An 11,720-nucleotide genomic window follows, 5' to 3' on the forward strand; every position below is an offset into this window, starting at 1 on the left:
GGCCAATCCCGCGGACCCGCCCTCCGGCCCCCTCCGCCGGCGCTATCGTCGGGCGCCATGGGGACAGTCGAGGGCGGGGCCGCCGCCGGCGCCCGGGTCGAACAGAGCGCGGACGTGGACGACCGGGCGGTGCTCGGTGCCGGGACGACGGTCTGGCACCTTGCCCAGGTGCGCGAGGACGCCGTGATCGGCGCCGAGTGCATCATCGGGCGCGGCGCCTACGTCGGCCCTGGCGTGCGGATCGGCGACCGGGTCAAGCTGCAGAACCACGCCCTGGTGTACGAGCCGGCGGTGGTCGAGGACGGCGTGTTCGTCGGCCCGGCGGCGGTGCTCACCAACGACCTCTACCCGCGCTCGGTCGACGTCGACGGGAAGCTCAAGCGCGGCGACGACTGGCACGCCCGCGGGGTGACCCTCCGCGAGGGCTGCTCGGTCGGCGGCCGCGCCGTCCTGGTCGCCGGGGTGACGGTCGGCCGCTGGGCGCTGGTCGCCGCGGGCGCCGTGGTGCACCGGGACGTCCCGGACTTCGCCCTGGTGGCGGGCGTCCCGGCCCGCCGGGTCAAGTGGGTCGGCCGGGCCGGTGAGCCGTTGGAGCCGGACGGCCCGGACCGCTGGCGCTGCCCGCGCACCGGCGAGGAGTACCGCGAGGCCGACGGCGCCCTCAACCTTCTCCAGGAGCCGGTCCAGCGGCCGGTCCAGCGGCTGATCGGGCGGGTCGCCTCTTCGGCGGCTACTTCGCGCAGACGTCGGTGTCGTCCGCCTGGACCCGCTGGAGGTCCTTGGGGGCCTCGGTCGGCGCGGCGCCCGGGGTGGCCGGCGCCGCCGGCGCGTCCGTGCCCAGCACCAGGACGAGCCCGTCCCTGGCACCGGCCTTCGGGTCTTCCTTGGCCGCGTCGGCCGGCAGGCCGAGGGCTGCGGCCAGCGCGGCCGCCTCGGCGGACTTCCCGGCCGGGTAGCTGATCGAAGTGGCGGGCGTGGCAGGCGCGTTGGCGGCGGTCGCGGCCTTGGCGAAGCCCTTCGCCCGGAGCTTGTCGACGGCCTGCTGCGCCTGCCCGGGCGTCCCGCTGCCGTTGCGCACCGTCACCCGGACGTCCTTGGCGTCCACCGCGGGGGTGGTGGCCGTGGGCGAGGGCGCGGCGGCGGCCGGGGCGGTGGTCCCGGGCGCGGCGGGGGCCGAGGGGGCGGCCGGGGCGGCCGTCTCGGTCAGCGAGCGGTCGTTGGCGACCAGCGAGAACACCTGCCCGGCGTCCGGCTGCTTCAGCACCAGCCGGTCGTTGTCCTTCGGGTCGTCCAGCACCGGCACGGTGGTGAAGGTGATGTTCTTGGTGTCGACCTTGCTGACGTCCAGCGCCAGGTCCTTCAGCTTGTCGACGCTGCCGATGCCGGAGTCCAGGGTGAGCGCCTTGGTGGCGGCGTCGGCGAGCTTCCACAGCTTGGTCGGGCTGGTCAGGGTGTCGCTGCTCTTGACCGAGCGGATCATCGAGCTGATGAACTGCTGCTGGAGCGGGATGCGGGTGAGGTCGCCGCCCAGGCCGACGGCGTGCCGGGTGCGGACGAAGGCCAGCGCCTCGTCGCCCTGCACCACGTGCCGGCCCTTGGTCATCTTCAGGTGCGAGTCCGGGTCGTTGATGTCCTTGGCCGCACACACCTCGACCCCGCCGACGGCGGTGGAGAGCGTCTTCACGGCGTCGAAGTTGACCATGACGAAATGGTCGACCCGGATGCCCGTCATTTTCTCGACGGTCTTCCAGGTGCAGCCCGGGTCACGGCCCTCCTGGCCGAGGCTCTCGTTGAACATCGCCCGCGACGAGCCGGGGATCTTCTTCCCGGTATTGGTCTCGCAGTCCGGGATCGGCACCATCAGGTCGCGCGGAAGGCTGACCACGGTCGCATTGCTGCGGTCCTTGGCGACGTGGAAGAGCAGCGTGGTGTCGGCGTGCCCGGTGCTGCCCTCGTCGCCGTACTCGCGGCCCAGGCCCTCACGGCTGTCGGTGCCGATCACCAGGATGTTCAGCGCGTCCCCGGCCGGCTTGGGCCGCTCCTCCTCGCTGCCCAGCTGCACCTTGACGGCGGTGATGTTGTTGTTGAAGTGCTCGTACGCGTAGTACGCGCCGCCGCAGCCGGCCACCAGGACCAGCGCGCCGACCCCGGCCGTCCACTTCAGTACCCGGCGCCGCCGGTTGCGCCGGGCCGGGCCCTTGCGGCGGTGGCCGCCCCGGCCACCGGAGTTGCCGGGCCCGGGGGCGGCGTCCGGTGCGGCGTCCGCCGCGGGACCGGGCTCGCGGGAGGCCGTCCGGCGGCGCTGCGCGGGGATGCCCGCGGCCGGGTCGAGCCGGTACTGCCCCGTGTCCGGGTCGAGCACCCACTGGTCGGCGGGGTCGACCTCCTGGCTGTCCTGCTGCACGGGGGTTCCCTCCCTCCGACCGGTCTGCACGGGCCGGTGCGCATGCCGCGCGCCGACCCGGACACACTAGACGAGCCGCGTGGGGGAATTGTTCCTGATGTGATCTCCGCCATGTCCGGGAACCGCAATTCCCCAGGTAATCGGGGGTCTGTGAATTTCCGGGGAATGCCTGGCAAGATCATGATCCGTACACAAAAGGGTGACCCGACGAACGGTCAATGCACCGCGCAGGCATCCGCGTCGGCGGTGCGCCCCTCGAAGGAGGGCGGCGCGGTGGCGGAGGGCGACGCGGTGGCAGAAGGCGACGCCCCGGCGCTCCGGCCCGCCGAAGGGGTCTGGCCCGCCGAGGGCGCCTGGCCTGCCGAGGGGGTCCGGCCCGGCGTGGGGGTCTGCCCGGTGGCGGTGACCTGGTCCGAACCGGCGGTGGGGGACGCGGTCGTCCCCGTCCCCGCCCCCGCCCCCGCCGCCGCCGCCGGGGTCGGGACGGCCGACCCCGGCGGGCGGACGGTGACCGGACGGTCGTCGCGCAGGGCCGTGAACAGCTGCGTGGTCTGTGGCTGCACGAACTCGTCCCGGTCCGAGTCGAAGCGGTACGGGCGGCGCGGCGCGGTCAGGAACACCACGTTCGCGGAGGGGATGCCGCGCAGGTCCTGGGTGAGGTCGTAGAGCGCGCCCAGCGAGGAGAGCCCGCCGTCGGCCTTGACCGAGGAGGTCGCGGCGTCCAGCACCGGCCAGAGCCGGGCCGGGTTGAGCAGGACGCCCTGCGACTGCACCTTGCGGATCAGCGCGGCCAGGAACTGCTGCTGACGGCCCATCCGCTGGGTGTCGCTGCCGTCGCCGAGGGTCTCCCGGGCCCGGACGTAGCCGAGCGCCTGCTCGCCGTGGAGGGTCTGCCGCCCGGCCGGCAGGTCCAGCTTGGCGTCCTTGTCGTGGATCGCCTGCGGCACGCACACCTCGACCCCGTCGACGGCGTCGACCATGGCCTTGAACCCGGTGAAGTCGAGGATCACGTAGTGGTCGATCCGGATGCCGCTGAGCTGTTCGACGGTCCGGATCGAGCAGGCCGGGCCGCCGCTCTCGAACGCGGCGTTGAACTGGAGCAGTGCGGGCCGGGTCCGGGTGCCGTCCGGCTTCTCGCAGGCCGGGACGGTGACCATGACGTCGCGGGGGATGGAGACCGCCGTCGCGTGCCGCCGGTCCGCCGCCACGTGCAGCAGGATCGTGGTGTCCGAGCGCTGGCCGCCGGCCTCGCCGTACGAGGCGTTGGCGCCGGTGCGGTCGTCGCTGCCGATCAGCAGGATGTTCTCGGCGCCCTTGGCCCCGGCGGTGCGGCTGGGCCGGTCCGCCTCGAGCCGGGCCAGCAGCCGGTCGGTGGCGGAGTCGGTCTGGATGTTCCCGTCGAGCTTGCGGTAGGCGATCCAGAGCAGGGTGCCGCAGGCGACCAGCAGGAAGGCGAGGACGCCGGAGGTGATCATCAGCCACCGCCGGCGCCGTCGTCCGGGTGCGGTCGGGGTGTCCGGGGCCGCGGAGGCGTCCCGGGGAGGGGGGGTGTCGGTCGGGGGGTGCTCGGTGTCGTCCTCGGCCATGGCAGGCATCCCTACCCGCCGGACCGGAGGCGGGAGTTACCCGAGGCGCAGTGTCACCCGTTCGGATTCGGTCCGCTTCTCCCACTGCGCGTCGTCGAGGCCCTCCGAGTTGCGGCAGAGCACCACCGAGGCGCCGACGGCGAGCGGTGCCAGCAGGCCGGCCTCCAGGCCCGCCCAGTCGTCGTACGAGAGGGTGGAGAGCACCCGGTCGCCGGCCTTGAGGCCGAGCCGGGCCGCGCCCTCCCTGGCCAGCTGCACGGTCTGGTCACCGGTCAGCTTCAGCGGCAGGCCGTCCACGACGGTCTCCAGCGCGGGTGCGTCCGGCGTGACGGGGGAGTACGGCGCGAACCGGTCGCCCTGGCCGGGCACCTCGGCGGCGTAGTCCAGGAAGCCGTCCGGGCGCTGCGGGAAGCGGCCGCCGAGCGGGCGCAGCGCGAGGGCCACCCGCTCGCCCTCGCACGCCTGGGCGGCCTCCAGGCCGTCCGGGCCGCTGACCACCAGGTCGGCGTCGCCGGGCTCGCCGGCGGGGACCGCCGTCACCCCGACCGACCAGCAGGCCAGCAGCCAGACGGCGCTCTGCCAGTGGGCGGGCAGCAGCAGCGCGGCGCGGTCGCCCGGGCCGGCGTTCAGCTCGTCCTGGAGGAGGTTGGCGGTCTTGGCCACCCAGTTGTCGAAGGTCCGGGCGGAGAGCTCCACCCGTTCGCCGGTGGCGTCGTCGTAGAACGTGACCAGCGGGGCCGCGGGGTCGACTGAAGGAGTGCCACCTCGCAGGTATGCGTGCAGCAGCTCGACGGGGGTTCGGGCATCGGCAGCGAAAGGCGCAGTCATGGTGCGCCCCAGCCTACGGCCTCCGGGTGGACGACCGGGAGGGGTGCCGGACGGGGGGTGAACTGGCGTGGCGTCAGAAGCGGTTTGTCTGCAATATCCCTTTTATGCGTACCTCACTTCTTGCCGGTGCCGCCGCGGGCTGCGCCGCCGTCCTGTTCCTCCAGCCACTGGCCGTCGGCGCCGCCGCCGATCCGGCACCGACCCGGCGCACCTCGGCCGGTGACGGATCGGTGACGACCCTGCCGCTGGGCCACACCGAGCACGGCTTCACGCCGCGCGCCACCAGACCCTTCTCACTCGTCGGCGTCAGCTGGGACGACCCACGGGGCTCGCTGGAGGGCGGTTCGGTCCGGGTCCGCACCCGCAACATCGCCACCGGTGCCTGGAGCGATTGGCGCAGCCTGGACGTCGACGGCGAGGACGCGCCCGACGAGCGGGACGGCCGGGGCGGTGCGCGGGGCGCCTCGGCCCCGCTCTGGACCGGTCCCAGCAACGGCGTGGCGATCGAGGTCACCCCCGGTCCGCGCGGACTGCCCTCCGGGCTCCGGGCCGAGCTGGTCGACCCCGGTCGCGGCGCCACCGCCGCACCCAACGTCCCCCGCACCCTTGCGGCCGACGCGTCACCCGACCGCAGGGCCGACCACGAGGCACCGCGACCGGGCATCGTCACCCGGGCGGGCTGGGGCGCCGACGAGTCCCTGCGCGACCCGGGCTTCGTCTACACCGGGGCGGTCCGGGCGGTCTTCGTCCACCACACCGCCACGGCCACCGACTACGCCTGCAGCGACGCGCCGCAGATGATCCGGGCGATCTACCAGTACCACGTCCAGAGCAACGGCTGGCGGGACATCGGCTACAACTTCCTGGTCGACCGCTGCGGCACCATCTACGAGGGCCGGGCCGGCGGGGTCGACCAGCCCGTGTTCGGCGCGCACACCCTCGGCTTCAACACCGACTCCTCGGGCGTCGCCGCGCTCGGCACCTTCACGTCGGACAGCCCGGAGCAGGCCCTGGTCGACGGCGTCAGCAAGATCGCCGCCTGGAAGCTCGGCCTCACCGGCCAGGACGCCGGCGGCACGACCAACCTGACGTCCGGCTCCTCGCAGAGCCGCTATCCGAAGGGCACGGTCGTCTCGTTCGACACCGTCTCCGGTCACCGGGACGCCTTCAGCACCGACTGCCCCGGCGCCGGCCTCTACAACCGCCTCGGCGACATCCGCTCCTGGGCCGCCCACCTCCAGGGGCGCTGACCCCGTCCTCGCACCACCGCTACGCAGGCCCCGGTCCGCGTCCGATCAGCGCCCGAAGCTCCGCGGTGAGCTCCTGCGCGAGGTCCGGCCGCAGGTCGTACCGGGCCGGGGTGTTCTGCAGCAGCGCGATCCGCCAGCCCGCCCCCGAGTTGACCGCGATCACCGTCTGCAGGGCGTTCAGCGCCGGGTCGAGGTCCTCCGCGTCGTCCGGTACCAGCCCCGCGACGGCGTCCAGCTGCACCACCCCCGGCCCCAGCGCCCGGACCCGCCGGACCTTGGCGACGTACTCGGGCGTGACGTGGTCCGCGAAGATCCGGCCCAGCTCGGCGGCGATCACCGACCGCCCGCACTGCCGCGTGCCGTCGAACCCGATCACCTCCCCGCCCTCGGCGAACGGCCCGGCGAAGGCCGCGCCGTCCCGCAGGTTCCATCCGTCCAGCGCCCGGTGGTAGAGCGCCCGGACGGCACCCTCGTCCCCGGGGGACAGCTCCGGCAGCCGCGTATCGTTCATACCCCCATGGTCGGCGAAGCCGGGGCGGGCGGCAGGCGGAGGAGGTGCACGGCGGTGACGGGCGAGGCGGTACGCCGCTGGCGGCCGGGCTTCGCGCTGGACGCGGCCCGCACCCTGCTGCCGCTGCGCCGCGGACCGGCCGACCCGGCGTACCGGACGACCGGCGACGGTGCGGTCTGGCGGGCCTCCCGCACCCCGGCCGGCGTCGGCACCCTGCGCGTGCTGGCCCGCCCGGCCGAGGGGACGGTCGAGGCGAGCGCATGGGGCCCGGGCGCGCAGTGGCTGCTGGACCGGCTGCCGGTCCTGCTCGGCGCGGAGGACGACCCGTCGGGCCTGCTGCTCCCGCCCGGCCCGCTGCGCGACGCCCAGCGCCGGACGGCCGGGGTCCGGCTCACCCGGACGGGGCTGGTGCTGGAGTCCCTGGTGCCCGCGATCCTGGAGCAGAAGGTCACCACCGACGAGGCGTACCGCTCCTGGCGGACGCTGCTGCGCGATTTCGGCACCCCGGCGCCCGGCCCGGCCGAGGGCATGCGGGTGTCGCCGTCGGCCCGCGAGTGGGCGCTGCTCCCCAGCTGGGAGTGGCACCGGGCGGGCGTGGACCCGAAGCGCTCGGCGACGGTCGTGCGCGCCGTCCGGCTGGCCCCGCGGCTGGAGGAGGCCGCCGCGATGGGCCACACCGAGGCCTTCGCCCGGCTCACTGCGGTGCCGGGCGTCGGGATCTGGACGGCCGCCGAGACCCTCCAGCGCAGCAACGGCGACCCGGACGCGGTCTCGGTGGGCGACTACCACCTGCCCAACCTGGTCGGCTGGGCCCTGGCCGGCCGGCCCCGCAGCGACGACGCCCAGATGCTCGCCCTCCTGGAGCCGTACCGCCCCCACCGCCACCGCCTCTGCCGCCTCCTGCTGGCCGCCGGCACCCACGCCCCCCGCTACGGCCCGCGCCTCACCCCCAACGACCACCGCGGGCGGTGAAGGAGGGCGACGCCGCCCCGCTCACCGTCCGGGTCCGCGTTCGGGGCGCAGGGCGACGTGACGGCCGTCCCCGCGGTCACCGTCGGCAACCGCCGGGACGTGTGTACCGCCGGTGGTGAGCCCTACCGGACCTCGATGAAGGCGTCCGCGCCGCGCTCGGGGCGCTCGCGCGGGGGTTCGGCCGGGCGGCCGACCGCGACGGCGCCCATCGGGTCCCAGCCGGCGGGCAGGCCGAGGGTCTCGCGGACGGTGTCGCGGCAGAACATGGTCGAGGAGACCCAGGCGGAGCCGTAGCCCTCGCCGGTGAGGGCGACCAGCAGGTTCTGCACGGCGGCGCCGATGGCGACGGTGAACATCTCGCGCTCGGCGGTGGCGCGGCGCTCGTCGGGGTAGTCGTGCGAGCCGTCCATCACCAGGCAGGGGACGACCAGGTACGGCGCGTCGCGCAGGACGTCGCCGCGGGCGGTCCGGCGGGCGATCCTGGTGTCGTCCCAGCCGTCTAGTTCGCGCAGGTCGCGCTGCCAGGCGGCGAGCATCGCGTCCAGCAGCCGGGTGCGGGTCCCGGCCGACTCCAGCAGCACGAACCGCCAGGGCGTGGTGTGGTGCGGGGCGGGCGCGGTGACGGCGGCGGCGACGGCCCGGCGGACGGCGCCCGGGTCGACGGGCTCGGTGGTGAAGGAGCGGATGGTGCGCCGCAGGGTGACGGCCTGCCGCAGCGCCTCGGAGGTGCCGAGCCGGAACATGTCGTCGGCGGCGGCGCGGATCAGCGGCCGGGAGCCTTCGCCGTCCTCGGCGGTGACCAGGTGGCCGAGGCCGCGGACCACCGCGACCGGGGTACCGGTGGCCTTGCCCTTGACCAGGTCGCCGGCGGCGGCGAGCTCGTCGGCGACGGCGGTGACGGACAGTGTCAGCTCGTTGCCGTGGCTGTCGGTGCGGCCCCGGTGGTCCTCCAGGACGGGCAGCCCGGCGACGCCGATGGCGACGTCGGTGAGCCCGTTGCGCCAGGGCCGGCCGAAGGTGTCGGTGACGACGACGGCGAGCCGGCGGCCGGTGAGCTCCTGGAGGCGGGCGCGCAGGGCGCGGGCGGAGGCGTCGGGGTCCTCGGGCAGCAGCAGCACGGTGCCGGGGGCGGTGTTGGAGGCGTCGACGCCGGCGGCGGCCATCACCAGCCCGTTGCGGTTCTCGACGATCCGGGCCGGGCCGCGCCGGGCGACCACCCGGACGGTCTCGGCGTCGATCGCGGCCTCGCGGTCGGCGGCGTGCACGAGCCGCCCCTCCGCCTTGCTGACGATCTTCGAGGTGACGAGCAGGATGTCGCCGTCCTCGTAGCTGCCGGCCTTGGCGATCAGGCCGGCCAGGTCGGCGTCGGCGTCGATCTCGGGCAGGCCCCCGACCGGGAGGATGTGCAGGGTCATCCGCTGACCTGCTCGGCGAGCGCCAGCGCGGCCCGGGCCATCTCGGCGGTCGCGGCGACGTCGGTCATCAGCAGCGGTACGGCGCGGCAGGCGATCCCGCCGGCCTCGACGGCGGCGACCGCGGCCTCGTCGGCGGTGTCCACCAGCCAGCCGTCCAGGAGCTCGGAGCCGTAGTCCAGTGCGACGGCCTCCGCGGTGGCCTCGACGCCGACGGCGGCGAGCACCTTGTCGGCCATGCCGCGCACCGGCGCGCCGCCGATGATCGGGGAGAGCCCGACCACGGGCGCGGAGGCGGCGGCGACGGCGGCCCGGATGCCGGGCACGGCGAGGATGGTGCCGATCGAGACGACCGGGTTGGACGGCGGGAAGAGGATCACGTCGGCGGCGGCGAGCGCCTCCAGCACGCCGGGGGCGGGCTTGGCGGTGTCCGCACCGACCGGGATGATCGCCTCGGCGTCCACGGCGGCGTGCAGTCGGACCCAGTACTCCTGGAAGTGGACCGCCCGGGTGCCGTCCCCGTCCGTGATCCTGACGTGGGTCTCGACCCGGTCGTCGCTCATCGGCAGCAGCCGGACGCCCGGCTGCCAGCGCACGCAGAGCGCCTCGGTGACCTGGCTGAGGGTGTACCCGGCGGTGAGCATCTGGCTGCGGACGAGGTGGGTGGCGAAGTCGCGGTCGCCGAGCCCGAACCACTCCGGGCCGACGCCGTACTCCTTCATCTCGGCCTTGATCGACCAGGTCTCGTCGGCCCGGCCCCAGCCCTGTTCCTCGTGGATGCCGCCGCCGAGGGTGTACATGACGGTGTCGAGGTCGGGGCAGACCTTCAGACCGTAGAGGTGGATGTCGTCACCGGTGTTGCCGATGACGGTGATCTCGTCCTCCGGACCGATGGCCTCCCGGAGTCCGCGCAGGAAACGCGCTCCGCCGATCCCGCCTGCCAGTGCCACGATGCGCATGCGCCCATCCTGCCACGGCCCGACAGGTCGTCAGCCCGACCGTCGACCGACCGTCGCCGCCGCCCGCCGTCAGCGGGCCCCGGCCTGCTCCTGCGGGTGCTGCTCGGGGACGACGGCGCCGCCGTACTGGTTCATCTCGGTCAGGCCCGGCGTGTAGAGGTGGATGGAGACGGCGGGCTCCAGCGCGCCGTTGACGACCTCGTGCAGGTAGCCGGAGGAGAACACCCGCTGCCCGCCGGGCCGGAGCGTGCGGGCACCCTCGCCGGCGTGCGTGAGGGAGCGCTCGATCAGCTCGCCCTGGACGACGGTCATCACCCCGGAGGACGTGCCGTGGTCGTGGAAGCCGCTGCTCTGGCCGGGCAGCCAGCTGAGCAGCCAGACCTCGTAGCCGGGGCCGGTCTCCAGCCGGGCGTACCAGCGGGTGAGCGCGTCGTAGCGGACCAGCGGCTCCCAGCGGGGCCGGTCGGCGGCGATCTCGCGGACCAGCCGGGCGTAGCCGGCGACGGTGGTGGGGTGGCTGGGCAGGTCGGTGCGGGCCAGGTGCGGGAAGGCGAGCGGGTCGCCGGCGATGGAGACGTCGCTCAGGCCGTCGGCCCACGGGTGAACGGGGCGCGCGGAGTGGTCGGCGCGGGCGGGCGCCGGGGTGGCCGGCGCGAGGCCCTGGCGGGCGGGCTTGTTGCGGTCGCGGTTCCGCTTGCGGATGCGGGTCATTCGCACGAGTCGTCCTCGGATAACGGCTGGTTCGTCGGGGATCAGCCGGATCCGGGATGTCCTGGGGCGGGAATCGCGGGCGGCCTCTGTGGTTCCTGGGCGGCGCGCGGTGGGACTGCGGGCGCCTAGATACAGCAGGAACAGAGGCGACAACAAGAGTTCACGGCATGGCGAAGCGTGGAACCGCTCCGGGTGCTGGCGAACTCTGACATGGATGAAAGGAGACCGCACGCGGGGGGCCGGTGTCAACTCCGGAGGTGGGGCATTCGGGCGGGTTAGGTCATGAAGTACCCGATGGGGTGATAAATCACCCTCTATGTTTCGATGAGAAGATCGCCGGGAAGGCAGGCCGATGACCGGCCTGTGACGGTGACCGCGCGTCACTCGGCGGATGGTTGCGCAGGGTTCGATGGCATCCGGGCAGATAGTCCGATGTGTCCGAATATGTACACTATTCGTAACGGCTTGGTGCCGGGGAGTGAATCCTGGCCCCAATACCAGAGCTCGGCTTGACTGGGCCAGAGTGACGCATCTGTAATTTCACTCGTGTCGTCCGCCGCACGAGGCAACGGCAACCACGGGGACGCCAAATAGGGGCAGAGGAGGCGCGCCACATGAGCGAGCTCTTTGAGCTGTTGATCGGTGACGGCATCGAGGAGGAGGAAGAGGAACTCGGCTGGCAGGAGCGCGCGCTGTGCGCCCAGACCGACCCCGAGTCCTTCTTCCCGGAGAAGGGCGGCTCCACCCGCGAGGCCAAGAAGGTCTGCCTCGCCTGTGAGGTCCGCTCCGAGTGCCTGGAGTACGCCCTCGCCAACGACGAGCGGTTCGGCATCTGGGGCGGCCTCTCCGAGCGCGAGCGCCGCCGGCTCAAGAAGAGCGCGGTCTGACGGGTCGGCCCCTGACCCTGCTGACCCTCCGACAACCACAGAGCTGTACGGGCGCCTCACCGCGGTGGTGGGGCGCTTTCGTGTTCCGGGACCCGTGCGGGGCCTCCCCGGCACTCCCCGTGCACGGCCTCTCCACGGACACCGCGGACAAAGGCGCCATCCGGAGCCGTTAGTGTGGTGCGCCATCCGGTTGCCGTTCA

Annotated in this window: 10 protein-coding genes and 1 pseudogene; 4 read left to right on the forward strand and 7 right to left on the reverse strand. The window is 74.1% G+C overall.

The annotated features are described in order from the left end of the window. Nucleotides 1-57: 57 nt before the first annotated feature. A pseudogene (locus J5Y04_RS39075) lies at nucleotides 58-663 on the forward strand (acyltransferase); the annotation flags it as partial. Between the two features lie 67 nt (nucleotides 664-730). Here J5Y04_RS39075 and J5Y04_RS39080 read toward each other — a convergent pair. From J5Y04_RS39080 to J5Y04_RS39090, 3 genes are all read right to left on the reverse strand, one after another. Then, the gene (locus tag J5Y04_RS39080) at nucleotides 731-2,404 is read right to left on the reverse strand and encodes an LCP family protein (RefSeq protein WP_209417301.1); all 1,674 of its coding nucleotides are present in this window, start codon (nucleotides 2,402-2,404) and stop codon (nucleotides 731-733) included. A 215-nt stretch (nucleotides 2,405-2,619) separates the two neighbouring features. Beyond that, complete coding sequence (locus tag J5Y04_RS39085) at nucleotides 2,620-3,990, reverse strand: LCP family protein (RefSeq protein WP_209417302.1); 1,371 nt, start codon at nucleotides 3,988-3,990, stop codon at nucleotides 2,620-2,622. 36 nt (nucleotides 3,991-4,026) lie between these two features. Next, on the reverse strand, nucleotides 4,027-4,818 hold the full coding sequence (locus J5Y04_RS39090; protein WP_209417303.1) for a TIGR03089 family protein: 792 nt from the start codon (nucleotides 4,816-4,818) through the stop codon (nucleotides 4,027-4,029). A 104-nt stretch (nucleotides 4,819-4,922) separates the two neighbouring features. On the opposite strand from J5Y04_RS39090, the gene J5Y04_RS39095 reads away from it, so the two are divergent. Continuing rightward, nucleotides 4,923-6,068 (forward strand): peptidoglycan recognition protein, encoded by a 1,146-nt coding sequence (locus tag J5Y04_RS39095; protein WP_209417304.1) that lies wholly within the window; start codon nucleotides 4,923-4,925, stop codon nucleotides 6,066-6,068. 19 nt (nucleotides 6,069-6,087) lie between these two features. Here the strand turns inward: J5Y04_RS39095 and J5Y04_RS39100 are convergent, their stop codons facing one another. Beyond that, nucleotides 6,088-6,579 (reverse strand): SgcJ/EcaC family oxidoreductase, encoded by a 492-nt coding sequence (locus J5Y04_RS39100; RefSeq protein ID WP_209417305.1) that lies wholly within the window; start codon nucleotides 6,577-6,579, stop codon nucleotides 6,088-6,090. Nucleotides 6,580-6,585: 6 nt separating this feature from the next. On the opposite strand from J5Y04_RS39100, the gene J5Y04_RS39105 reads away from it, so the two are divergent. After that, nucleotides 6,586-7,551, forward strand: a complete 966-nt coding sequence (locus J5Y04_RS39105; protein WP_374106213.1) for a DNA-3-methyladenine glycosylase — start codon at nucleotides 6,586-6,588, stop codon at nucleotides 7,549-7,551. Between the two features lie 122 nt (nucleotides 7,552-7,673). Here J5Y04_RS39105 and J5Y04_RS39110 read toward each other — a convergent pair whose 3' ends face one another. From J5Y04_RS39110 to J5Y04_RS39120, 3 genes are all read right to left on the reverse strand, one after another. After that, nucleotides 7,674-8,966, reverse strand: coding sequence for a coenzyme F420-0:L-glutamate ligase (locus J5Y04_RS39110; RefSeq protein WP_209417307.1), 1,293 nt, complete (start codon nucleotides 8,964-8,966; stop codon nucleotides 7,674-7,676). Beyond that, entirely contained in the window at nucleotides 8,963-9,922 is a 960-nt protein-coding gene (gene cofD / locus J5Y04_RS39115) for a 2-phospho-L-lactate transferase (RefSeq protein WP_209417308.1), read from the reverse strand. Before cofD ends, J5Y04_RS39110 begins: the two co-directional genes overlap by 4 nt. Nucleotides 9,923-9,991: 69 nt before the next feature. Then, entirely contained in the window at nucleotides 9,992-10,633 is a 642-nt protein-coding gene (locus J5Y04_RS39120) for a cysteine dioxygenase family protein (RefSeq protein WP_209417309.1), read from the reverse strand. Nucleotides 10,634-11,247: 614 nt separating this feature from the next. Between J5Y04_RS39120 and J5Y04_RS39125 the strand changes: the two genes are divergently transcribed. Further along, nucleotides 11,248-11,520 (forward strand): WhiB family transcriptional regulator, encoded by a 273-nt coding sequence (locus J5Y04_RS39125; RefSeq protein ID WP_148644569.1) that lies wholly within the window; start codon nucleotides 11,248-11,250, stop codon nucleotides 11,518-11,520. The last annotated feature ends 200 nt before the right edge of the window (nucleotides 11,521-11,720 follow it).

Origin of the sequence: Kitasatospora sp. RG8, assembly GCF_017813315.1 — a bacterium.
In the GTDB taxonomy this organism is placed as follows: domain Bacteria; phylum Actinomycetota; class Actinomycetes; order Streptomycetales; family Streptomycetaceae; genus Kitasatospora.

Excerpts from the sequence above, each read along its gene's own strand:
- J5Y04_RS39085 (WP_209417302.1), bottom strand. The coding sequence starts at position 3,990 with ATGGCCGAGGACGACACCGAGCACCCCCCGACCGACACCCCCCCTCCC.
- J5Y04_RS39125 (WP_148644569.1), top strand. The coding sequence starts at position 11,248 with ATGAGCGAGCTCTTTGAGCTGTTGATCGGTGACGGCATCGAGGAGGAG.
- J5Y04_RS39110 (WP_209417307.1), bottom strand. The coding sequence starts at position 8,966 with ATGACCCTGCACATCCTCCCGGTCGGGGGCCTGCCCGAGATCGACGCC.
- J5Y04_RS39095 (WP_209417304.1), top strand. The coding sequence starts at position 4,923 with ATGCGTACCTCACTTCTTGCCGGTGCCGCCGCGGGCTGCGCCGCCGTC.
- J5Y04_RS39100 (WP_209417305.1), bottom strand. The coding sequence starts at position 6,579 with ATGAACGATACGCGGCTGCCGGAGCTGTCCCCCGGGGACGAGGGTGCC.
- J5Y04_RS39090 (WP_209417303.1), bottom strand. The coding sequence starts at position 4,818 with ATGACTGCGCCTTTCGCTGCCGATGCCCGAACCCCCGTCGAGCTGCTG.
- cofD (WP_209417308.1), bottom strand. The coding sequence starts at position 9,922 with ATGCGCATCGTGGCACTGGCAGGCGGGATCGGCGGAGCGCGTTTCCTG.
- J5Y04_RS39105 (WP_374106213.1), top strand. The coding sequence starts at position 6,586 with ATGGTCGGCGAAGCCGGGGCGGGCGGCAGGCGGAGGAGGTGCACGGCG.
- J5Y04_RS39120 (WP_209417309.1), bottom strand. The coding sequence starts at position 10,633 with ATGACCCGCATCCGCAAGCGGAACCGCGACCGCAACAAGCCCGCCCGC.